General features: G+C 35.0%; 21 protein-coding genes. 12 read left to right on the top strand and 9 right to left on the bottom strand.

Going from position 1 to position 21,724, the window contains the following annotated elements; translation table 11 throughout:
* Window positions 1–152 precede the first annotated feature (152 nt).
* The 7 genes from CLOLE_RS13400 to CLOLE_RS13370 all read left to right on the top strand — a co-directional run bounded on the left by CLOLE_RS13400 (window position 153) and on the right by CLOLE_RS13370 (window position 8,468).
* The gene (locus CLOLE_RS13400; protein ID WP_013657665.1) at window positions 153–2,672 is read left to right on the top strand and encodes an ABC transporter permease; all 2,520 of its coding nucleotides are present in this window, start codon (window positions 153–155) and stop codon (window positions 2,670–2,672) included.
* A gap of 58 nt (window positions 2,673–2,730) precedes the next feature.
* Complete coding sequence (locus CLOLE_RS13395; RefSeq protein ID WP_013657664.1) at window positions 2,731–3,450, top strand: ABC transporter ATP-binding protein; 720 nt, start codon at window positions 2,731–2,733, stop codon at window positions 3,448–3,450.
* The gene (locus CLOLE_RS13390) at window positions 3,434–4,594 is read left to right on the top strand and encodes an HlyD family secretion protein (RefSeq protein WP_013657663.1); all 1,161 of its coding nucleotides are present in this window, start codon (window positions 3,434–3,436) and stop codon (window positions 4,592–4,594) included. Before CLOLE_RS13395 ends, CLOLE_RS13390 begins: the two co-directional genes overlap by 17 nt.
* A 273-nt stretch (window positions 4,595–4,867) precedes the next feature.
* Entirely contained in the window at window positions 4,868–5,614 is a 747-nt protein-coding gene (locus CLOLE_RS13385; RefSeq protein WP_013657662.1) for an FAD-binding oxidoreductase, read from the top strand.
* A gap of 189 nt (window positions 5,615–5,803) precedes the next feature.
* A complete protein-coding gene (locus CLOLE_RS13380) occupies window positions 5,804–6,250 on the top strand; it encodes an Hsp20/alpha crystallin family protein (RefSeq protein WP_013657661.1) in 447 nt (148 codons plus the stop codon).
* A 129-nt stretch (window positions 6,251–6,379) separates the two neighbouring features.
* Window positions 6,380–7,849, top strand: a complete 1,470-nt coding sequence (locus CLOLE_RS13375; RefSeq protein WP_013657660.1) for a LexA family protein — start codon at window positions 6,380–6,382, stop codon at window positions 7,847–7,849.
* Window positions 7,850–7,904: 55 nt separating this feature from the next.
* Window positions 7,905–8,468: a rhomboid family intramembrane serine protease gene (locus tag CLOLE_RS13370; RefSeq protein ID WP_013657659.1), complete on the top strand. Its 564-nt coding sequence runs from the start codon at window positions 7,905–7,907 to the stop codon at window positions 8,466–8,468.
* A gap of 73 nt (window positions 8,469–8,541) precedes the next feature.
* Here CLOLE_RS13370 and CLOLE_RS13365 read toward each other — a convergent pair whose 3' ends face one another.
* The 9 genes from CLOLE_RS13365 to CLOLE_RS13330 all read right to left on the bottom strand — a co-directional run bounded on the left by CLOLE_RS13365 (window position 8,542) and on the right by CLOLE_RS13330 (window position 16,641).
* Window positions 8,542–9,150: a TVP38/TMEM64 family protein gene (locus CLOLE_RS13365; RefSeq protein WP_013657658.1), complete on the bottom strand. Its 609-nt coding sequence runs from the start codon at window positions 9,148–9,150 to the stop codon at window positions 8,542–8,544.
* 215 nt (window positions 9,151–9,365) lie between these two features.
* Entirely contained in the window at window positions 9,366–10,397 is a 1,032-nt protein-coding gene (locus CLOLE_RS13360; RefSeq protein WP_013657657.1) for a PTS sugar transporter subunit IIC, read from the bottom strand.
* A gap of 41 nt (window positions 10,398–10,438) precedes the next feature.
* Window positions 10,439–11,326, bottom strand: a complete 888-nt coding sequence (sdaAA, locus tag CLOLE_RS13355; protein ID WP_013657656.1) for an L-serine ammonia-lyase, iron-sulfur-dependent, subunit alpha — start codon at window positions 11,324–11,326, stop codon at window positions 10,439–10,441.
* Entirely contained in the window at window positions 11,326–12,006 is a 681-nt protein-coding gene (gene sdaAB / locus CLOLE_RS13350; RefSeq protein WP_013657655.1) for an L-serine ammonia-lyase, iron-sulfur-dependent subunit beta, read from the bottom strand. Before sdaAB ends, sdaAA begins: the two co-directional genes overlap by 1 nt.
* A gap of 445 nt (window positions 12,007–12,451) precedes the next feature.
* Window positions 12,452–12,574, bottom strand: a complete 123-nt coding sequence (locus tag CLOLE_RS23820; protein WP_013657654.1) for a hypothetical protein — start codon at window positions 12,572–12,574, stop codon at window positions 12,452–12,454.
* Between the two features lie 49 nt (window positions 12,575–12,623).
* The gene (gene hydF, locus CLOLE_RS13345; RefSeq protein ID WP_013657653.1) at window positions 12,624–13,814 is read right to left on the bottom strand and encodes a [FeFe] hydrogenase H-cluster maturation GTPase HydF; all 1,191 of its coding nucleotides are present in this window, start codon (window positions 13,812–13,814) and stop codon (window positions 12,624–12,626) included.
* 79 nt (window positions 13,815–13,893) lie between these two features.
* On the bottom strand, window positions 13,894–15,312 hold the full coding sequence (hydG, locus tag CLOLE_RS13340) for a [FeFe] hydrogenase H-cluster radical SAM maturase HydG (RefSeq protein ID WP_013657652.1): 1,419 nt from the start codon (window positions 15,310–15,312) through the stop codon (window positions 13,894–13,896).
* 12 nt (window positions 15,313–15,324) lie between these two features.
* A complete protein-coding gene (gene hydE / locus CLOLE_RS13335) occupies window positions 15,325–16,368 on the bottom strand; it encodes a [FeFe] hydrogenase H-cluster radical SAM maturase HydE (RefSeq protein ID WP_013657651.1) in 1,044 nt (347 codons plus the stop codon).
* 3 nt (window positions 16,369–16,371) lie between these two features.
* The gene (locus tag CLOLE_RS13330) at window positions 16,372–16,641 is read right to left on the bottom strand and encodes a TM1266 family iron-only hydrogenase system putative regulator (RefSeq protein ID WP_013657650.1); all 270 of its coding nucleotides are present in this window, start codon (window positions 16,639–16,641) and stop codon (window positions 16,372–16,374) included.
* A gap of 404 nt (window positions 16,642–17,045) precedes the next feature.
* On the opposite strand from CLOLE_RS13330, the gene CLOLE_RS13325 reads away from it, so the two are divergent.
* From CLOLE_RS13325 to CLOLE_RS13305, 5 genes are all read left to right on the top strand, one after another.
* A complete protein-coding gene (locus CLOLE_RS13325; RefSeq protein ID WP_013657649.1) occupies window positions 17,046–18,560 on the top strand; it encodes a catalase in 1,515 nt (504 codons plus the stop codon).
* Between the two features lie 169 nt (window positions 18,561–18,729).
* Window positions 18,730–19,722, top strand: coding sequence for a diaminopimelate dehydrogenase (locus CLOLE_RS13320; protein ID WP_013657648.1), 993 nt, complete (start codon window positions 18,730–18,732; stop codon window positions 19,720–19,722).
* A 146-nt stretch (window positions 19,723–19,868) separates the two neighbouring features.
* Window positions 19,869–20,840 (top strand): calcium/sodium antiporter, encoded by a 972-nt coding sequence (locus CLOLE_RS13315; protein WP_013657647.1) that lies wholly within the window; start codon window positions 19,869–19,871, stop codon window positions 20,838–20,840.
* Between the two features lie 80 nt (window positions 20,841–20,920).
* Window positions 20,921–21,148 carry a YgjV family protein gene (locus tag CLOLE_RS13310; RefSeq protein ID WP_013657646.1) on the top strand — a complete coding sequence of 76 codons (228 nt, stop codon included), beginning with the start codon at window positions 20,921–20,923 and terminating at the stop codon, window positions 21,146–21,148.
* A gap of 126 nt (window positions 21,149–21,274) precedes the next feature.
* A complete protein-coding gene (locus CLOLE_RS13305) occupies window positions 21,275–21,649 on the top strand; it encodes a RidA family protein (protein ID WP_013657645.1) in 375 nt (124 codons plus the stop codon).
* Window positions 21,650–21,724 lie beyond the last annotated feature (75 nt).

Genomic DNA, 21,724 nt, shown 5'->3' with positions numbered 1-21,724 from the left:
AAAAAATATGAATTTTCAGTATTTTAATTGACAGCCCTTATTTTTAAGATTAGTATAAACGTGAAATAAGGGTACTATTACAGGCGAGGTATCTATTTATAAAAAATAATATGAAGTGGAGCAAAAAGGCAGATTAAAGGAGGAAGTAAAAGATGCCTATTATTATCAAATACATTATGAAGTCTATGAGTGAAAAGAAACTAAGAACGTTTCTTATTTTACTAGCAGTCATGTTATCGGGAGCTTTATGTCTTACCTCCCTCTCCATTACCGATTCTTTATTAGCTATTTATGTGGAGCAGATGAAAACAAGCACTGGAACGGCGCAGGTCTGTATTAGACCAGGAGAAAACTCACCAAGTCAAGTAATCAGCTTAACACCAGGAAAAGCACTTGAGCAGCAGGTAGAATACATGATTCCAGTATTAAGTAGCAGTGGTACTTATGATAGTGGAAAAAAGGTTGTAGATGAAGTCAGTATTATGGGGGTAGCGCTTGAAGATTACTTGCAAATGAATAAGTTACAGCTCATTAGTAAACGTAGCAATGCAGACTTTACCAATAATCAAATCATCATAAGTGATCAAACTGCGAAGAAGTATCAATTAGAAATAGGTGATGCTTTAGAGATACGTATAAACAACATCAAAAGGAAGTTGATGATTTATGGTATTACCAGTAAGGTAGGAATCTTTAGTAGTGAGGGAAATAGGTCTCAAATTTTAATGCCCTATACCACTTTATCTAAGTATTTAGGAACACATCAAAAGCCAAGTAGCATTTACATTAAAGGAAAAGAAGGGGTAGAGGTTTCACAGCTCTTAAAAGATTTTAAAGTAGCTTATCCTAAATACGAAGTAGCAGAACCTATTCCTATTGAAGACATAAGAACCATGCTTAGTATGTTTTCTACCTTATTTATGATGATGACTTTAATTGTAACAGTGATGAGTGTTTTTATCGTTTATACTTCATTCAAGGTCATTATGCTAGAGAAAATGCCAATTATTGGGACTTTTAGAAGCGTAGGTGCTAGTCAAAAGATGATGAAACGAGTACTCATTTTAGAAAGCAGTTTTTATGGTGTATTAGGGGGAATTGCTTCATGGGGACTAGGCATTATTATTTTAAAAGTACTTCTTAGTGTCGTAGCTGCTTCAGAAGGTATAGGTGGAAAGATAGATTTAGTCATTACGCCAGATTATCTACTAGGTTCTTTTTTACTTTGTATTATTATTTGTTTAGCTAGTAGTATTTTACCTATATTAAAGGTAGCTAAGGTACCTGTTAAGGAAATTGTATTAGGTGGGAGTAATCACTCAGTAAAGCGTAAAAGAAGTAAAGAAATAAGAAGTATCATTTTAGTAGTATTTAGTATTGTAGCGATTAAAATTCTACCTGAGAGCTATCGGATTACAGCAGCTAGCATCTGTGTATTTTTAGCTTTAATTGGCATAATAGGGATTCTACCTACTATTATTAAACTTTCTTCTAGATTAACTGAGAAACTGTTTGCAACCTTATTTGGTAATGTAGGGGTCCTAGCAGTGAAAAATATTAAAGGAAATAAAAGTATACTTAACAGTATGTCACTGATTACTCTTGGGGTCGGTATTTTGCTTATGGTCAATAACATCGGTGAAAATCTAGCAGTAGAAGTGGTAAATGCCTACGAGAAGAGCTTTGCGTATGATGTACAACTATCTCTAGATAATATGGATACAAATACAGTACGTTCCTTGCTATATGAGGAGGGGGTAACAGATGCTTATGGCTGTTATGTCAGTGGTTATTACTATGGTAAGAATATAGAGTTAGTAGATTACAATAATGTAAAGCTTGCCTCCATTGAAGGTGTTTCAGGGAAGGTTCATGCTGATTACCTTACTTATGGGTATGAGAATGAAGAAGAAAAGGATCGTATTCTAGAACAACTGGGGGAGGGACGTAATATTGCGTTTTCAAATGTACTAAAGAAACGTTATAGCTTAGTAGAAGGGCAAAAGATACAGCTTAAAATGCCAGAGGGATTACGGACTTATGAAATTATTGGTTTTTATGATACCTTAATGAACAATGGAGATTTAGTTCAGATTGGTGAGGCTTATTTTAAACAAGATATAGGGGTTCACAATTACACTACAATTTACTTAAAAACGTCTAAAGAACCTACAGAAGTATTAGAAGCACTAAAGATAAAATATAAGGATCGTCATCTATCAGGAGCCACTATGAGGCAGCAACTCCAAAATAATAAGGAAGGTAATGCTCAGATTATGAGTATTTTGTCTGGTTTTTCTGTTTTGGCAGCCATTATAGGCGTAATTGGTATTATTAATAATTTATTTATTAGCTTTATTGAACGAAAAAGAAGCATCGCGGTATTACGTTCAGTGGGCATGAACAAAAAGCAAGTCATTCAAATGATTTTTTTAGAAGCTTTATACACAGGGCTATTAGGGGCAATAGCAGGTATAGGAGCCGGTTGGATTATTATGAACAATATGCCTTATGTTATAGAAGGTATGCAGCTACCACCAATTGTTTACTTTGTAGCTAATGGCCTATGGGTTTATATTGGAGTAGCAACTTTAGTGACTATCGTAGCTTCTATTTCTCCAGCTTTTAAAACCTCTAAATTGAACATTATAGAAGCAATCAAATTTGAATAGTTGGATAGAGTGATAGAAATAAAATTGGTATTAGTAAAGAATATGAGGAGGAGTAGAAATGTCCTATGTAATAGAAACCAATCATTTATGCAAAAGCTATGATTTAGGGAGTGAAAAAGTAGAGATTTTAAAAGATATCAACTTAACAGTTGAAAAGGGAAGCTTTTATTCAATTATGGGGCCTTCTGGTTCAGGGAAAAGCACCTTGCTTTATTTAATAGGAGGGCTAGATAAACCAACTACTGGGACTATTAAGATTAATGGCAAAGAATTATCTACAATGAAGGATCAAGCAGAAAGTGAAATGCGTAGACGTGATATAGGGTTTGTATTTCAGTTTTACAATTTGATTCCCAACTTAAATGTAGAAGAAAATATTATGTTACCGATTTTATTAGATGGTAAAAAAATGAAGGATTATAAAGAGGATTTAGAAGAAATCCTGAGAATTGTAGGATTGACAGAGCGTAGAAGGCATACACCAAGAGAGCTTTCAGGTGGTCAGCAACAAAGAGTGGCCATTGCAAGAGCACTTATTAATAAACCAGATATTATTTTTGCAGATGAACCTATTGGAAATTTAGATAGTAAAACAGGAAAAGAGATTATGGAACTTTTACAAGTGATTAATCAAACACAAGGGAAAACCATTGTTCAAGTTACCCATTCAAGGGAAGCGGCAGATTATGGAACACATTTAATTATGGTGAAAGACGGTTGTATTTGTGAAGAACAGTCTACAAAGATAAGGGGAGAAGGATATGAAAAAGCAATTTAGTTTATTTTTATTAAGCACAGGAATTATCTTAGGAAGTGTTTCAATGACTGGTTGCAACTCACAAGAAGTGAATGCACAGGAATTAGTAAAAGAAGTAGAAGTTAATCAGGAAGTGAATCAATTAGATGTATTTGGAAAAGTAGAAGCTGCAACTATTAGAGAATTAGCAGTAGATTTTCCAGCTACTATTGAAACCATTGATTTAAAAGCGGGGGATCTTGTCGAAAAAGGTACTCAGCTTATGACTTTAGATTATGAAAGCTATAAAAATGAAATGATTAAAAAAGAACAAGAAATTCAGCTTTTAAAAGTAGAAAGAGAAGCTGCCTATAATAGTTTAGATCCACAAAGTGTTACTATTAATCAAAAAAATAGTGAGTTAAAGACAAAACAAAATCAGTTATCAAATGGTACAGATCCTGAACTTATAAAGATTGAAGAACAAATTAAAATATTAGACCAGCAGATTAGTATAGCAGAAAAAGATTATGAGGTGAGTAAGAGTTTAATAGAAGTAGGAGGGATATCAGATAAAGAACTAAAAGATAAAGAAATGAGTTTAGCAGAACTTAAAAATAATAAGTATCAAGCGGAAAATGCATTAAAGCAGCTGACAACAAGTAAGCAATTAGAGGTAGATAGTCTTAAGGGGTCAATAGATAGCTTGCAGTTAACAGTAAGTAATACAAGTACAGAAAAAGCAAGCAAAGTAGAGACCTTAGATATTAAGATACAAACAGCAGAAACTGAGCTGAAAGAAATGAAAGCTAAACTCACTAAAGCTTATTTAAAAGATAAAGCTATTGTTTTGGATCAGAAAGAAGGAGTTGTTTATGAAATACTAGTAACTGAAGGAACGCGGCTAAAAGGTGGAGAACCTATCATGCGTCTTATTGACCCTAGTAAGTTAACCGCTCTAGTGGATGTACCAGAAGCCTTTATCAATAAAATTAAAGTAGGAGAAAAAGCTGATCTATACTTAGCAGCGAGCCCAGATGATGCAATCAGCGCTAAGGTATCACGTATTGCCCAAGCAGCTAAAGTTGTTAACGGAGAAAATATGATTAGTGTAGAATTAGAGGTAACAGAAAATCAAGCAGTTTTAAAACAAGGTTATGAAGTAAATGCTATTATTTATTATTAAATAGGGCTTCACTAACAAATCAAGTTGTTGTAGAAGAAATAGTTACGACTTCTTAAAAGGACGTAATTAAGAAAATGATAAGAGGCTGTCTGGAAATAATACTTTAATACACGATATCGTGTATTTGAGATAAGTTTCATAGGTAGCCTCTTTATTTATGAAAAAGGAGTATAAATCATATAAGATAATGAAAAATATAATATAAATGGACTTGGATTAATTTATGCCATATTATATAATAATTATTATTAACAAAGAAAAAGGAGAAAAATGATGAAACAAGATGGCAAATGGAGCGGTTTTAGGAAACTTGTTTTGGTTGATCGAATTAAAGAGTGTGAGGATATTACTTCTTTTTACTTTAAAGCAGAAGATGGTGGCAAACTTGTCAAACATGAAGCAGGGCAATATCTTCCTTTTAAAATAGTAACAGAGGAAGCAGCTTATAAAGATGTGCTGAGAACCTATAGTTTATCCATCATTCCTAATGACGAGCTTTATCGTATCAGTGTTAAAAAAATACCAGGTGGGTTAATAAGTACGTATCTTCATGAAAGATTACAGATAGGAGATTGTATTGAAGCCATGATTCCTATGGGGTTATTTACTTTAAAAGAAGAGAGCGCAGAAGCACCTATTACCCTCATATCAGGTGGGATAGGCATCACTCCACTATTATCCATGCTTTATCAAGCAGCTGATACTAGAAAATCAGTTCATTTTATTCAAGCCGTGCAAAACTCAAAGCTTCATCCATTTAAAACAGATATTCACATGATTGCAGAACTAAAGGGCTTCAGAAATACGGTTTTTTATTCTAATCCTCTAGCAGAAGATGAAAAAGGAAGAGACTATGATGAAATAGGCTTTGTTACTAAAGAATGGTTAAGTACAGAAGCCAATTTAGAAAGTACTTTTTATCTTTGTGGGCCACCAGTATTTATGAAAGCTTTAGAGGAAAGTTTACTTGGGTTAGGCGTAAGTAAAGATCGCATTTATTATGAATTATTTAGCCAGTAAAAAGGAGCCATGTACGGCTCTTTTTTAATGAAGGTTTAAAGCAAATTTCGTAAATACAAAATTTTTATAAAAAAATAAAAAAATACTTGACAATAACATTTAAGAAGCCTATATTATAAGTGTAATTAGCACTCGACCAATTAGAGTGCTAACAAAACTATAAAAAGGTTTCTTAGAGGAGGAGTTTATATGTTTGGATTAACACCATTCAATCGTCAAGCAGTTCAAAGGAACAACAACGGATTTGCAGACTTTTATCATGTAATGGATGACTTTTTTAACAATGATCTTCTCGGCTTAAGGGATTTTAAGTATGACACCTTTAAGGTAGATATTAAAGAAGATGCGAATGGCTATGCTATTGAAGCAGAGATGCCAGGCGTTAAAAAAGAAGACATTGCTATTGACTATCAGAATGATCAATTGATTATAGCCGTGCAACAAAAACAAGAAGTAAATGATGAAAAAGATCACTATATCCATAGAGAACGTCGCATGACTTCTATGGAGCGTGCAATTAGCTTAAAAGATGTTAAAGTTGAAGGCATTACAGCTAAACTAGAAGAAGGTGTATTGAAGATAAATATTCCAAAAGAAGAAGTACCAAAAGCAAAACGATTAATTGAAATCCAATAAAAGTTAAGACCTAGAGGACTATTGCACTAAGTTGCGGTAGTCTTTTTTTGCTATCTTTCTTGCTTGATTAAGATGACATAAATTCGTATAATAAAAAGTAATCAGTAAAACATAAGAAGGAGGGCGGACATGCAAAAATTAACTTATTCACAAAAGAAAATAGCACACCATCCTATTACAGGACAAAGCATCATTAAAGGAGAAGAACAGGCAGGAAAAACGACTATTGGGATTGCACGTATGCTCTACCTATTAGAAAATACAGGAAAAAAACTCCTTTTTGTTGCAATTAAAAGTGAAGCTTATGAAGTCGCTAAGCAGCAATTAGCGACTGTTAAAAGTATAGAAAATATGAGCTTATTTGAAAGTGATAGCCATTTAAATCAAGGAATAATCTATAGATTAGAAGACTTGTTAGTCCAATTAGCTCAGGAATGTTTTAAAGAAAAGCCATATATTTATATAGAAGAAATACCAGAAATGTTATTGGAAGAAGCCATTCATCAGGTGAAAAAAGAATATCCACGTGTAAAATGCTTAAAAGAAAAGCGTCTTTTAAAAGAAGAAATGAAATGGATGGATGTTAAAGGTTACACTTCATTAGAGGGCTATTTAGATGCAGATCGCGTTGGTTGTGAAATGAAATGGCCTAAAAAAGGAAAAACCAGACAAGCGTTATGGGCACTGAAAACATATATAGAGGTTGAATTAGAAGAACAAGGTAAAATGACGACTAGTCAAAGAGATTTAAGGCTTTTAATAGCGCTTAAAGAGGGCAGACTGAAAGGACAGTATGTACATTTGATTGTAGATGATGCCCATTTATTAACCGAGGTACAGTTAGAACTCCTTGGTTTATTAAGAAAAGAGCAAAAAGGAGAGGTTCTTTTCTTGGTAGCTATTAAGCCTGAGTTTTCTAGAATGTTGGGGCTTACGAGAGGAACTAGTTACAAAAAGTTAGGCTATGATATGACTGGAAGAGTAAGGCGCTTAAAAGGAATGAGACAAAAAGGAAAAGTAAAGGCTAAGAAACAGATTTCTTTAGAACCTACACCATTAGAAATCTTTATGACCAATCAGCTAAATAATCATCAAGCCTCTCATTTACCATGGTATGTGGAAACTTATAAATATATTAATAAATTAACAGGCCTTGAAACCATCTTTAAGCAAGACACAAGTGCAGGAGAGACTTATATTGATGAAGTTAAGCAAGAAGATGTACAAAGCCTACCGATTTATTCTGATATTGCAGCTGGTATGCCTATTGAAGTAGTAGATGATACATGTGGCAGCTTTGAAATACCAGGAGAATTAACAGGACATAAAAAGAATACTTATATGCTGCATGTACAAGGAGATAGTATGATTGGGGCAGGTATTGATGATGGTGACTATGTAGTCATCCAAGCAGGTAGTGTGAGTGACCATGAGATTGCTGCAATTTACTATAATGGAGCCATCACACTCAAGCGAATTGTTCAGGAAGAAGAGCATATTTTATTAGTAAGTGAAAATCCTAAATATCGACCGATTGTTATTGAAGATGGTGAATTTAGAGCTATGGGTAAGCTAATCGGGGTAATAAAAAATTTGTAAGATGACGCTATTATTTTCCTGTGCTATACTAATAAAAAAGTAATAGGAGGAAATGATGAATTACTTAAAAAAGATTAAATATAATTCCCCCGTCATCTTAAGTTTTACGCTTCTTTCTCTTTTTGCAGTTATATTAGGTTACTTAACAGCAGGTCTATCTACACAACTTTTATTTTGTGTTTATAAGAGTTCACCTCTAAATCCACTTTCTTACATACGTTTATTTACACATATTTTAGGACATGCTGATTGGCAGCATTTTTTAAATAACTTTATGCTCATTCTTTTGGTAGGTCCTATGCTAGAAGAAAAGTATGGGAGTAAAAAACTATTAGGGATGATTGTTTTTACGGCTTTTATAACAGGTTTAATCAATATTATTTTTTTTGATACCGCCTTGTTAGGGGCAAGTGGTATTGCTTTTATGTTGATTCTTTTAAGTTCCTTTGCTAATATTAAGCAAGGTGGCATTCCTTTAACACTTATTTTAGTAGCTGCAGCTTATATAGGAAATGAAATCATTAATGGCCTTATCAGTCAAGATAATATTTCACAACTGACTCATATCATAGGAGGTATTTGTGGTTGTGGCTTAGGTTTTGTAATGAATAAAAAGTAAGAAACCACCATCCTCTAGCATTATTGAAGTGCTAGAGGATGGTAGTTTCTTACTTTTTTACTTTTATTGTACCCTATAAGTATCTTGTAACATAGCGTGTTACAAACTGAAGTACAGCTGTTAAGCTAAAGCTATAAGCCATTAAGGCTGCTGGTTTACCCAATAGAATAATGGTAGTAAACTTCTTATAAGTCATTTTAGTAAGGCCTGCTAGCATACATAAAAAGTCATCTGGTGCTACTGGAAAGAAGATGGCTAGGGCGAAAAGCTTGTCAAAGCGTTCTCTTTCACTGAGCCAGCCAATGTATTTTTCGTAGAGTTTTTCTGAGACCATACTGCGGATGAAGGTTTGACCATAAGAGCGGGCTAAGGCAAAGTTAATAATGGAACCAATAACAATACCTATGTAGTTATAGAGGAAACCTTCTAAAGGTCCAAAAATCACAACGCCTGCCACACAAGTAATACCTCCAGGAATAATAGGTACAACAACTTGTACGATTTGAATTCCAATAAATAAAAGAGGTCCCCAAATACCTGCTTCTTTAACAGCTGCTTGAAGTCTATCAGTAGAAGTAAAGATGCCTTTTTGATAGCCATAAATAATAGCTAGAATAGTAGCAACGATGCCTAGAATGGATATAAGCCGAAGCACTTTTTTAGATATAATTTTTTCATTCATACGATAACTCTCTCTATTTTTTCTTTTTTTATTATTATAAATATATTATAACCAAAAAATATTAAATTGAATATCATGAAAGTATTAAGATTTGTTAAGAAATGGTACATAAAAAGCTATAGCTTTTCTAAGAAATCAGTTACTTAAACGAGATGACTTAGAAAAAGCTATAGCTTTTAATTGGTAATAGGAGATGATGTGAATATCAATTATTTTTATAAAATAGTTGCCTCAGTTCCCCTGATTTCAGCAGCTGTTTTAATTTTATGGTTCTTAAAGATAAAGTAGCCGATGTAACCACTAAGGACACTTACAGCAATACATCCAGCAGCAGCAATTAAAACTTGCATTGGAGGATTATAAGCGAACATAACGGCAAAACCAGCAATAGGTGTTGCTGTACCTGGAGTCATATTAGTAAGTCCCATAAGCGCTACGATAATACCACTCATTGCCCCACCGATGAAATTAGTTGCATAAACTGGAATAGGGTTAGCACTAATAAGGTCTGCTTGAGTAAGTGGTTCAATAGCTACAGCGATTGTATCTTTCTTTGTTCCAAATTTCATTTTTTTGAAGAAGATAAAGTTCATGAAAGAAGAGCCGAATACGGCTAACGCACCGATGGCCATTGGAATACCTGTAAGCCCAAGCATTGCTGTAAGGGCCATAGAACTAAGTGGTGCAGTAGCAACAACTGTTAAGATACCCCCTAAGATAATACCCATGATGATCGGGCTAGCATTTGCTGATGAAAGGAGGACATCACCAATTTTTAACAAAGTACTATCCACAATAGGTGTCATGCCTGTAGCAATTAAACGTGAAAGAGGTGCTGCAATCACAATGATTACGATAAGGTCTAAACCAGCTGGTACTTTTTTCTCAAGGAATTTTACCACATAAGAAATAAGGTAACCTGCCACGAAGCCTGGTAAAATACCAAAGCCTGAGCAAGCAAGTCCAGTAAGAACAGCGTAAACAGGTGATACACCTAAAGCAAGTGGTACTAAAATACCAGCTGCAACACCACCAAGACTACCATTAGCAGCCCCTACGCCTTGTAAAAATTCTATATTTAATACACCACCGAAGAATGCATCATGGAAAGCTTCGACTAAGAAGCTTGCACAAGCTGCATTTGCAAGAGCACCCATAGCTTTCATACCATTTGGCGCCTTATAGCTAAATAAAGTAAAGAGTCCTAATACTGCGAGTAATAGAGCTGTTCCAATTAAGATATCCATTAATTATGCCTCCGCTTAGTTGTCAGTTTTTATCAGTTATTTTAGTTATCAGTTTTTCCAAATACTTTTTCTTTAAGGGCCTTACCTGTTGGTGTAATAGCTACACCACCTAGAGCGGTTTCCCTTAATTCTTCAGGAAGTCCAAGACCTACCTTATACATGGCTGATAGCGCATCATCAAAAGGAATTTTTGAATTAACACCAGCCATGACCATATCTGCTGTTGAAAGGGCATTGATGGCACCTGATACATTTCTTTTAGCACATGGAATTTCCACTAGGCCAGCAACTGGATCACAAACAAGTCCAAGTACATTTTTAAAGATGATGGCAGCTGCATCTAAGCTCATTTCAGGTGTGCCACCCATCATTTCTACAACTGCGCCTGCAGCCATAGCAGCAGCAGAACCACATTCAGCTTGACAACCGCCTTCAGCACCAGCGAAAGTTGCATTCATACCGATAATCATACCAATGGCAGAAGCGGCAAATAAACCTTGAATCATTTCTTCATCACTTTGTCCAAGCTGCTCGCCAGCAGTTAAAATAACAGCGGGAAGAATGCCACATGAACCAGCAGTAGGACAAGCTACAATCTTACCCATAGAACCATTCACTTCCGAAGAAGAAATAGCCATAGCCATGGCTTTAATAATGCCATTACCCATCAAAGATTTCCCTGAGTTAAGGTATTGTTGTAAGCGATAAGCATCACCACCAATAAGACCACTTAAAGAATATACTTCTTTTTCACGACCTAGTGTAGCACCTTCTCTCATCACAGCTAAAGTAGCACCCATTTGAGTCATTAAAGTTTCTCTAGAAACTTCTTTGCTTTCCATTTCTGTACGAATTGCATATTCGCTTAAAGTGATTTGTTCTTCTTTACAGATTTCGATAAGTTCTTTTCCTGATTTAGCAATCCTCATTATGAAACACCTCCTAGCTGATTAATGACAATAACGCGGTTAATACCATCTACATTTTTGATTTCAGAAATAATATCTTCCGGAATGCTATGATCTACTTCGAAAGTCATAGTAGCACCTTTACCTTTTTGACTTCTCACTAGTTTCATAAAAGCAATATTAATTTGTTTCTCATAAAATAAGCTAGAGATTTTAGCAACTGTACCAGGAATATCATTGTGGCAAGTGATAACTGTTGGGTATTCACCCGTGATTTGAACTTTATTACCATTGATTTCGTGGATTTCTACAAGCCCACCACCAATAGATGAACCAAGAACTTCCCAGTGAATGCCTTCTCCATCTGTTATAAGGAATTTAACTGTATTCGGGTGAACTTGTCCTAAATCCGTTGGGGTAAAAGTAATTTTAATGCCTGCTTCCTTTGCGAGAGTGAGTGAATCTCTAAGGCGAGCATCATCAGGATTCATGCCTAAGATTCCTGCAACAAGTGCACGGTCTGTACCGTGTCCTTTATAAGTTTGGCTAAAAGAGCCGTGAAGTAAAAAGTTGACCTCTTTAATAGGTTTATTAACGATAGTTCTAGCGATCTTTCCAAGTCTAGCTGCTCCTGCTGTATGCGATGAGGAGGGACCAATCATAATAGGGCCTAAGACGTCAAATACTCCAATGTTTGCCATGTACAACATCCCTTCTGTGTGGTGATTTTTTTAGACTAAAATACTTGAGGTAGTTAATAGATAGAATAAGAAATGATAAAAAAATAACGAATTAATTATTCGAAATATTAATTACTCAAGCATGTCATAAATTATAATTAGTTGTAACTATTTACAATAAAATTATAAAACATAACATACAGTTTGTATAGTTTTTCAAGTACATTCCAATAATTACCAGGTATATATGAAAGGTAAATGAATAAAATAAAAAGTTACATATAGAAAATTGGTGAAACAGAAAAAAGATATGAAAAGAGTTGTTATTTTTTTAGCAATTCATAGACAGTGATCAATCTATTCTATTGTTTCAAATAAAAAAGCAAAAGCATGGTCTTTATCAAGAGGAGATGCTTTTGCTTATTAGGAAAAAGTTAATAAAAATAAGTGATGGAATATCAAATGATTATTTTGATTCCCAGGCAATCAAGGCATAAGTTTTGCCTGTTTTTTGTTTAAAAAGTGCTTCTGCTTCTTTAACAGTTATAAGTTCTTCTTCAGATAAATTAGCAATAGAATAGTTAGTCATTATGATACCTCCTTTATTTCTAGTATTACTATTTCCTAGATTAATAAAGTTATGCATCAATATGTTCTAAAATCCCTGATAAGTAAGCAATGACAACACCATAGTTAGAAATAGGAATATTTAGGGCTTTGGCCTGGGCTACGCGTGAAAGCACATATTTTCTGTTAAACATACAGCCGCCGCAGTGAATGATGAGGTCGTAGCCTTCAAGTTTAGAAGGAAAATGAGGACCGCTAGTAATATCAATAGTAAGGCCGGAGCCTATTTTCTGCCTTAGTAAGCGAGGAAGCTTTTCCCTGCCAATGTCTTCACTTAAAGGCGCGTGTGTACAAGCTTCAGCTATAAGTACTTTAGAGTTTTCTGTTAAAGTATCGATGGCATAGGCACCTTTTTTAAAAGTTTGTAAGTCACCTTTATAACCAGCGAATAAAACAGAAAAAGAAGTTAATTTACTGCTACTTGGTTTTTGATCGTAAACAGTTTTAAAGACCTGAGAGTCTGTAATAATTAAATCAGGTGCTTTAGCTAATACCTTTAAAGTAGCAGCTAGTTGGTCGGTGGTACAGCTCATGACTAAACACTTTTTATCTAGTAGATCACGAAGCGTTTGTACTTGAGGAAGAATGAGTCTGCCTTTAGGGGCTTGAATATCTTGAGGCATTACAAGTAAAACTAAATCACCAGGAGCAGCTAGAGGTCCTGTAATACTCTTAACTTCATAGTCTTCTGGTAAAAGACGAATAATAGCTTCTTTAATAGCATCGATACCTTCTTTATTTTTAGCACTGACTAAAATGGGGGAGATGCCACAAGTAGCTTCTATCTGAGCAGCAAGACTATCCCTATTTTCTAACGTATCTACTTTATTAATAATAGGGATAAAAGGCGTATCTTGTGCTTTAAAGTGCTGAAGCCATTTGAGTTCTTCTGCTAAATCAGAATCGGTAAAAACAATAAGGGCAATATCTGTCTTTTGTGTAGCTTCTTTAGTCTTTTCAACACGTAATTTGCCCAAGGAACCAGTATCATCAAAGCCAGCCGTATCAATAAAGACACAAGGACCTATACCATAAATCTCCATAGATTTATAAACAGGGTCAGTGGTAGTACCTGCTTCCTTGGAAACTAAAGCAATTTCTTGACCAGTTAAAGCATTAATAAGAGAAGACTTACCACTATTTCTTTTACCATATAAGCCAATGTGAAGACGATTAGCTCTCGGAGTATCCATCAAACTCATATCTACACTTCCTTTCTTGAAATAAGTGATTTATTATAGCTATTCAAGTTTAAAATGAAAACTATTTCAAAATGCATGATTAAAATCTAAAATCCCTAGCTCCACCTTGAATAGCTTTTAATTGGCTAACTGCTTTTTCTAGAACTTTTGGATTGGTAATGGTTTTAAGTTCTCTTTCAATGATAGAGGTTGCAGCTGCCTTAGTTGTAGGAGAAGCATAATCTTCTAGATATTCTTGCAATGTCATAAGAGCATTAGGTCCGCAGCAGTTAGCAATTTGCCCAGATTTAACAAGACTCATAAAACGATCTCCTGTACGGCCTTCTCTGTAGCAAGCCGTGCAAAAGCTTGGAATATAGCCAAGCTCTAAGAGCCAACCTACAATTTCATCCAATGTGCGGGTATCACTTAATTCAAATTGAGCAGAGTTTTCTTCTTCCTTTTCAGGAGTGACATAGCCACCTACACTGGTGCTAGAACCACCACTAATTTGAGAAATTCCTAATTCTAATACACGCTTTCTAGTTTTAGGAGATTCTCTAGTAGAAATAATCATGCCTGTATAAGGCACAGCAATACGAATAACTGCCACAATTTTAGCAAAGATGTCATCAGAAATAGCATTGGTGAATTCATCAGGGTTAATATCATCTGCAGGACAAATACGAGGAACACTAATGGTATGTGGACCTACACCATGCACTGCTTCTAAATGTTCTGCATGCATAAGTAGGCCTACAAAATCATAACGATACTTATTAAGACCAAATAAAACACCAAGTCCTACATCATCAATGCCGCCAGCCATAGCTCTGTCCATGGCTTCTGTATGATAAGCATAGTCGTGCTTAGGACCAGTAGGATGAAGTGCTTCATAATTCTTTTTGTGATAAGTTTCTTGAAAAAGAATATAAGTACCAATACCTGCTTCTTTTAATTTATGGTAGTTTTCTATGGTGGTGGCAGCAATATTGACATTGACACGTCTAATAGCACCATTTTTATGCTTAATGCTATAAATGGTTTTGATGCTTTCTAAGATGTAATCTAGTGGATTGTTGGCAGGGTCTTCACCTGCTTCTAGTGCAAGACGTTTATGTCCCATGTCCTGAAGGGCAATGACTTCAGCTCTGATTTCTTCTTGTGTCAATTTTTTTCTAGTAATATGTTTGTTTTTATGATGATAAGGACAGTAGATGCAGCCGTTGACACAGTAATTAGATAGGTAAAGTGGGGCAAACATAACAATACGATTACCATAAAAACGTTGTTTAATTTGTTTAGCTAAAGCTTCAATTTCTTTGTTTTCCTCTTCTAACTCACAAGCTAAAAGGAGTGCGGCTTCACGGTGATTTAAGCCTTTACAGTCTTTAGCTTTTTTAATGATGCTACTAATAAGGATTTTATTAGTTTTGTTAGCATCTGCATAAGCTAAGGTTTCTAGAATTTCTTCATCATTAATGAATTCAGTTGCAGTCATAGATTTGGGATTATACATATTAACGCTCCTTTATAAAGGAGAGAAGTCACCACGATTGACAGCTAGGCTATAGCCGATTTGTTTTAAACGATTATTAAGACAAGCCCAACACTCAGCAGCTTCTTCCCCTGTACATATTTTATTATTATACAAACTATATTTCTTACGAACGCCAACCGGAGAAAGGTTAGGCATGACAACATTAGCGCCGGCTAAAATGCCTTTTTCACGGCCTTGAGGATCAATGGTGCCCAGGGCTGTAGTAGCTGGGATTAATCCATTGGGTAGGATGAGTCTAAGAAGGCCAATTAAAAATAAAGTAAGTGACAGGGTGCCTGCAGAGTGGTCTTTAAAGGGGGTAGCTTGATGTGGAATAAAAGGGCCAATACCTACCATATGGGGTTTAAAGTCTTGGATGAAAAGTAAGTCTTCACATAGCGTATCAAAGGTTTGATAAGGTGAACCTACCATAAATCCGGTACCCACTTGGTAACCAATAGCTTTCAGGTCATAAAGACATTGTTTCCTTTGCTCTAGACTTTGAGAAGCAGGGTGAAGTTGGCTATAATGAGCAAGATTAGCTGTTTCATGACGAAGTAGGTAACGATCAGCACCAGCTTTGAAAAAGCGTTCATAGCTTAAGCGGCTTTTCTCACCAATAGAAAGCGTAATGGCGCAGTTAGGATGTTGACTTTTGATAGCTGTTAAAATATCACAAATGGTATCATCTTGAAAGTGACCATCTTCACCACCTTGTAAAACAAAGGTACGAAAGCCTAAGTGATAACCTATTTCAGTGCAAGATAAAATGTCTTCTAAAGTAAGCCTATAGCGCGCAGCCTCAGTATTACTCCGTCGAATGCCACAATAGTAACAATCTTGCTTGCAGTAGTTAGTAAATTCAATAAGGCCTCGGGTATAAATCTGATGACCAAAAAGATGATTAGCGGTTTGCCTTGCTTTTTCAAAGAGATAAGAAGAAAGGTCTTCATCTTGGTGGTGTGTAAGTAAGAGAAGGTAGTCTGCTTTACTTAAACGATGCTCTTTGGCAAGGATATCAATAAGGGCCTTCATGACTTAATCCTGCATTTCTAGAGGTTCATTTATTTTTGAATACACGGTCTTCACGTTGACATGAGGAATCATCCCCAATTTTCCTGACAAAGCACTAATCACGCTATTAGGAGCATCTATAATGACACTAATCACAGAAACGTTTTTAGGTTTATAGGGCACACCCATTCGGCCTACAATATGTTCACCATACTCATGTAAAATGCCATTGATTTTTTCTACGGAATCTTTATTTTCTACTATGATTCCAATTAAAGCAATTCTTGTTTCCATTTCTCATATCCTTTCCTTATTAAAATGAAATAAAAAAATTGAAAAGATGTGGATTGAACCTCTCAGCAAAACACAAAATAGAGGTTATAAAAGCGAAAAATCCCTAGGCCAAGAGGCCTAGGGATAGCAAAAGAAGAAGTAGTACCTAAAAAGGCCTTGCTCCTATAAAGTCTCCATATGCTCCGCCTTACCACTTGGGACGAACCCTTGTGCAATCAGTACGATAATTAAAATAAGAGGTTCGATACCAGAACAAATCTTAGTAACTCACCTGTATTTATTTTAACATAATAGAAAATAATATTAAATATGTTTTAAAAATTTTAATAATTACTTCATCATATTAGACTACTTCAGCCTCATAAACTAATAAGAGGGCTATTTATAAAAATGGAGGAGGCAGTATGGAAGAAAATAAATTAACAACGAGTGTATCCATACCAGTTACAAGTGATCAAGCAGCTATAAGTACGGGAAAAAAAGTAGGCTTTGATTTACTGGCAGATGCTTATTTGCAGGAAAAACTAGCTCATTTTAATAGGGAGCGTATTCCAGAAAGGGTTGTACATGCTAAAGGTGGAGGAGCTCATGGGTATTTTGAGGTAACCAATGATTTATCTAAGTACACTATGGCAAAGTTTTTAAATCAAGTAGGTAAACGAACGGATATTTTTATACGTTTTTCTACAGTAGGTGGTGAAAAGGGATCTGCTGATACTGCTAGAGATCCTAGAGGTTTCGCTATGAAGTTTTATACTGAGGATGGTAACTATGACTTAGTAGGTAATAATACACCGATTTTCTTTATTAGAGATGGTATTAAATTTCCAGACTTTATTCATACCCAAAAGAGAAATCCACAAACCAATTTAAAGGACCCTAATATGTTTTGGGATTTTCTTTCTTTAACACCAGAATCGTTGCATCAAGTGATGCGGCTTTTTTCTAATCTAGGTACACCTATGGGATTTAGGCATATGGATGGTTTCGGTAGCCATACCTTCATGTGGTACAATGAAAAAGGAGAATATGTTTGGGTAAAATATCATGTGCTTACGAATCAGGGTATTAAAAACTTTACAGCAGCAGAAGCAGAAAAAATAGCAGGTGAGAATCCAGATTATTCCGTTCAAGATTTGTTTAACGCTATTGAAAGAGGAGAATATCCTTCGTGGACTGTATGCGTGCAAATCATGACACCAGAAGAAGCTGCCCATTACCGCGTAGATCCTTTTGACGTAACGAAAACATGGTATGAAGAGGATCATCCACTTATTCCTTTAGGTAAGATTGTACTTAATAAAAACCCCATCAATTTTTTTGCAGAAGTAGAACAAGTAGCTTTTGCACCAGCTCATTTTGTACCAGGTATATGGACTTCACCAGATAAGCTTTTACAAACGAGATTAATGGCTTATGAAGATGCCCATCGTTATCGTTTAGGTGCTAACAATACACAAATTCCTATTAATAAACCAAAAGCTTGTTTATATACTACACAAAGAGATGGTAATATGCAGGTTAATGGCAATATGGGTAATGTACCGAATTATTTTCCTAGTAGTTTTGTTAATGTAGTGGTATCACCTGAAGTAGCACCACCGCCTATTCCTGTAATAGGAGAAATTAAGAGACATGTTATTGAAAGCATAGATGCTGATTTTGTGCAGCCTGGTGAATTTTATAGAGCTATGACCAGTGATGATAAAGCACACTTTATTTATAATGTGACCGACAACTTAAAACATGCAGATCCTGCATTGCAATATCGCCAAACAGCTTTGTTTTATAAAGCAGATCATCAAATGGGGCAGCTTATTGCAGAATGCTTAGGTCTTGATTTTGAAACTATTAAAAAGTTAGCTGATATGACACAGGAAAAGCGTGTTGCAGCAACTATGCCTAAAGGGAAAGTATAGGTTGTATTTTGAAGTGATTTGATATTGACAAATGAAAAGAAATCAAAGATAATTTAGTAGTACTAATCAATACTACTAATCAATACTACTAAATTGGGTAGAGTTTAGTGGTCAGTTGTGAGTAGTGTACAAATGAGTTAATAACAGCAGGAAACTAAGGAGGTTTGTGATGAGTACGAAAGTAAGAGTAGGTATCGTTGGATATGGAAATGTTGGCCGTGGAGTAGAAGTGGCGCTTGGACAAAATGAGGACATGGAACTTGTTGCAGTATTTACAAGAAGACCAGTAGAAACTGTAAAAATCGCCACACCATCAGCAAAGGTGGTACATATGGATGAACTAGAAGGCTATAAAGGAGCCATTGATGTGATGATTTTATGTGGTGGTTCAGCAACAGATTTGCCAGTACAAGGCCCAGAAATGGCAAGTATGTTCAACACCATTGATAGTTTTGATACACATGCAAGAATTCCAGAATACCAAGCAGCAGTAGAAAAAGCAGCAAAAGCAGCTGGTAAAACAAGTATCATTTCAGTAGGCTGGGATCCAGGTTTATTCTCAATGATTCGCATGATGTCAGGTGCTATTTTACCAAAAGGTAATGACTATACTTTCTGGGGTAAAGGGGTAAGTCAAGGACACTCAGACGCTATTAGAAGAGTAGAAGGCGTTAAAAACGGTATCCAATATACGATTCCAGTAGATTCAGCTATCGAAGCAGTTAGAAATGGTAATAATCCATCTTTAACAACAAGAGAAAAACATACAAGAGAATGCTTTGTAGTAGCAGAAGAAGGCGCAGATCGTGCACGTATTGAAGCAGATATTAAAAATATGCCAAACTACTTCGCTGATTATGATACAACTGTTCACTTTATTACAGAAGAAGAACTTCGTGCTAATCATAGCAAAATGCCACATGGTGGTTTCGTATTTAGAAGTGGTGTAACAGGTGCTAACGATGAACATAAACAAATCATTGAGTTCTCACTTAAATTAGATAGCAACCCAGAATTTACAGCTGCTGCACTTGTAGCTTATGCAAGAGCTGCTGTTAGAATGAACAAGGAAGGCACATTAGGTGCTAAAACAGTATTTGATGTACCACTTTCTTATCTTTCACCACTTTCATCAGCTGAATTAATTAAGAACTTATTATAATAATACTTATTAAATAAATAGAAAATGAGTAAAAGCTTTTTAGAGGATGGAGTAGCCTTTAAAAGGCTTTTATTTTAGAATGAAAATATAACAGCATAACAATACTAACAATATTTAATATTATAACTAGTAAGGAGACGATATCTATGATTTATGTGTGGCTTATTTTAGGATTTATATTACTTATTAAAGGTGCAGATTATTTCGTAGAAGGTGCATCTGACATTGCTATTAGAGCAAGAATACCCAATTTGATTATTGGTTTAACTATAGTTGCTTTTGGGACAAGCGCGCCTGAAGCTGCTGTCAGTATTACTTCTGCTTTAAAGGGGCAAAATGATATTGCTATTGGTAATGTAGTAGGTTCTAATATATTTAATTTACTTATTGTAGTGGGTATTGCAGCGATTATTACCCCTTTACAAGTGCAAAAATCTATCATCACTAAAGAATTTCCTTTTGCTTTATTATCCTCCTTTATCTTACTTATATTAGCTAATGATACTATTTTTCAATCTACTAGCTTGAATACTATTTCTAGAGGGGATGGCTTAATCTTATTAGTGCTTTTTGGAATTTATATGTATTATCTCATTGAAATTGCTTTGAACCACAGAAATAGCACAGCAGAAGCTTCTATAACTGATAATAAAGGAGTAGAAAAAGAGATTCGAATAGGAAAAAGCATACTCATTGCCATTGGCGGATTAGTTGGGATTATAGTGGGTGGACAATTAGTTGTAGATGCTGCGAGTCAAATTGCACTAACATGGGGAATGAGCGAAAAATTAGTAGGACTTACCATTGTTGCGGTAGGCACTTCTTTACCAGAGCTTGTGACTTCCATTATAGCAGCTAGAAAAGGTAAAAGTGATATTGCCCTAGGCAACGTAATTGGTTCTAATATCTTTAATGTGTTCTTTATTTTAGGCATTTCTTCTGTGATTTTCCCTATAGAAGTTAATGGTGCTGTTTTCATGGATATGATAGTTCTATTAATCGTAAGTATCATAACCTATATTTTCTCTATTACTAAAGTTAAAATTAGCAAGCTAGAAGGAAGCTTATTAGTGCTTAGTTATCTTTGCTATATGGTGTTTATTATAATAAGAAACTAAAAAACAGCAAATAATATGATTTAGCGTCATATAGTATTACGAAGACATTTTAAGGAAGACTAGAAAGGTAGGAAGAAAATATGTCCGCTACATCATGGATTGAATGGGTAGGTTATGCAGCTTCTATTATGATTGCCATTTCGCTTTTAATGACAGATGTGATTAAGCTTCGTCTGCTTAATACAGTAGGTTGTTTATTATTTGTTATTTATGGCTTTATTGTAGGTGCATATCCTGTAGCAGTTGCTAACCTTGCCATTATCCTCATTAATTTATATCATTTATATAAGCTTTATAATACCAAATAAAAGTATCTGAGCGTAAAAGAAGCAACAAGACAATTTTTATAGCAAGGGATAGACATTATTAAAAATATTGACGAAAGTCCAGTAAAGCAATATAATCGAGTCATAAAATAAAACAGGAGGCGCAACATGTTAAAAACAACACATACAGATGCTGCACCAGCAGCTATTGGACCATACTCTCAAGCAGTATGCATGAATGATTTAGTATTTACTTCAGGACAAATTCCTTTAGACCCAGCTACGATGACAATTGTAGGAGAAGAGATTACAGCTCAAACAGAGCAAGTGATGAAGAATTTAGCAGCTGTTTTAGAAGCAAGTGGGACAAGCTTTGATAAAGTTATTAAAACAACCTGCTTTTTGGCAGACATGGCAGACTTTGTTGCTTTTAACGAAGTTTATGCTAAATATTTTGTAAGTAAACCAGCACGTTCTTGCGTAGCTGTTAAAACGTTACCTAAAAATGTACTTTGTGAAGTAGAAGTTATTGCTTGTAAATAAGCAAGATTATCATAAAAAGAGCAATGATTAAAAGAAATGCTTTTAGTCGTTGCTCTTTTTGTATGTAAAAATAAA

This window comes from Cellulosilyticum lentocellum DSM 5427 (genome assembly GCF_000178835.2).
In the GTDB taxonomy this organism is placed as follows: Bacteria; Bacillota; Clostridia; order Lachnospirales; family Cellulosilyticaceae; genus Cellulosilyticum; species Cellulosilyticum lentocellum.
This window is presented reverse-complemented; position numbering and strand designations above follow the sequence as displayed.

Coding starts and splice junctions, on each gene's coding strand:
- CLOLE_RS13400 (WP_013657665.1), top strand. CDS start 153: ATGCCTATTATTATCAAATACATTATGAAGTCTATGAGTGAAAAGAAA.
- CLOLE_RS13395 (WP_013657664.1), top strand. CDS start 2,731: ATGTCCTATGTAATAGAAACCAATCATTTATGCAAAAGCTATGATTTA.
- CLOLE_RS13390 (WP_013657663.1), top strand. CDS start 3,434: ATGAAAAAGCAATTTAGTTTATTTTTATTAAGCACAGGAATTATCTTA.
- CLOLE_RS13385 (WP_013657662.1), top strand. CDS start 4,868: ATGAAACAAGATGGCAAATGGAGCGGTTTTAGGAAACTTGTTTTGGTT.
- CLOLE_RS13380 (WP_013657661.1), top strand. CDS start 5,804: ATGTTTGGATTAACACCATTCAATCGTCAAGCAGTTCAAAGGAACAAC.
- CLOLE_RS13375 (WP_013657660.1), top strand. CDS start 6,380: ATGCAAAAATTAACTTATTCACAAAAGAAAATAGCACACCATCCTATT.
- CLOLE_RS13370 (WP_013657659.1), top strand. CDS start 7,905: ATGAATTACTTAAAAAAGATTAAATATAATTCCCCCGTCATCTTAAGT.
- CLOLE_RS13365 (WP_013657658.1), bottom strand. CDS start 9,150: ATGAATGAAAAAATTATATCTAAAAAAGTGCTTCGGCTTATATCCATT.
- CLOLE_RS13360 (WP_013657657.1), bottom strand. CDS start 10,397: ATGGATATCTTAATTGGAACAGCTCTATTACTCGCAGTATTAGGACTC.
- sdaAA (WP_013657656.1), bottom strand. CDS start 11,326: ATGAGGATTGCTAAATCAGGAAAAGAACTTATCGAAATCTGTAAAGAA.
- sdaAB (WP_013657655.1), bottom strand. CDS start 12,006: ATGGCAAACATTGGAGTATTTGACGTCTTAGGCCCTATTATGATTGGT.
- CLOLE_RS23820 (WP_013657654.1), bottom strand. CDS start 12,574: ATGACTAACTATTCTATTGCTAATTTATCTGAAGAAGAACTTATAACT.
- hydF (WP_013657653.1), bottom strand. CDS start 13,814: ATGAGTTTGATGGATACTCCGAGAGCTAATCGTCTTCACATTGGCTTA.
- hydG (WP_013657652.1), bottom strand. CDS start 15,312: ATGTATAATCCCAAATCTATGACTGCAACTGAATTCATTAATGATGAA.
- hydE (WP_013657651.1), bottom strand. CDS start 16,368: ATGAAGGCCCTTATTGATATCCTTGCCAAAGAGCATCGTTTAAGTAAA.
- CLOLE_RS13330 (WP_013657650.1), bottom strand. CDS start 16,641: ATGGAAACAAGAATTGCTTTAATTGGAATCATAGTAGAAAATAAAGAT.
- CLOLE_RS13325 (WP_013657649.1), top strand. CDS start 17,046: ATGGAAGAAAATAAATTAACAACGAGTGTATCCATACCAGTTACAAGT.
- CLOLE_RS13320 (WP_013657648.1), top strand. CDS start 18,730: ATGAGTACGAAAGTAAGAGTAGGTATCGTTGGATATGGAAATGTTGGC.
- CLOLE_RS13315 (WP_013657647.1), top strand. CDS start 19,869: ATGATTTATGTGTGGCTTATTTTAGGATTTATATTACTTATTAAAGGT.
- CLOLE_RS13310 (WP_013657646.1), top strand. CDS start 20,921: ATGTCCGCTACATCATGGATTGAATGGGTAGGTTATGCAGCTTCTATT.
- CLOLE_RS13305 (WP_013657645.1), top strand. CDS start 21,275: ATGTTAAAAACAACACATACAGATGCTGCACCAGCAGCTATTGGACCA.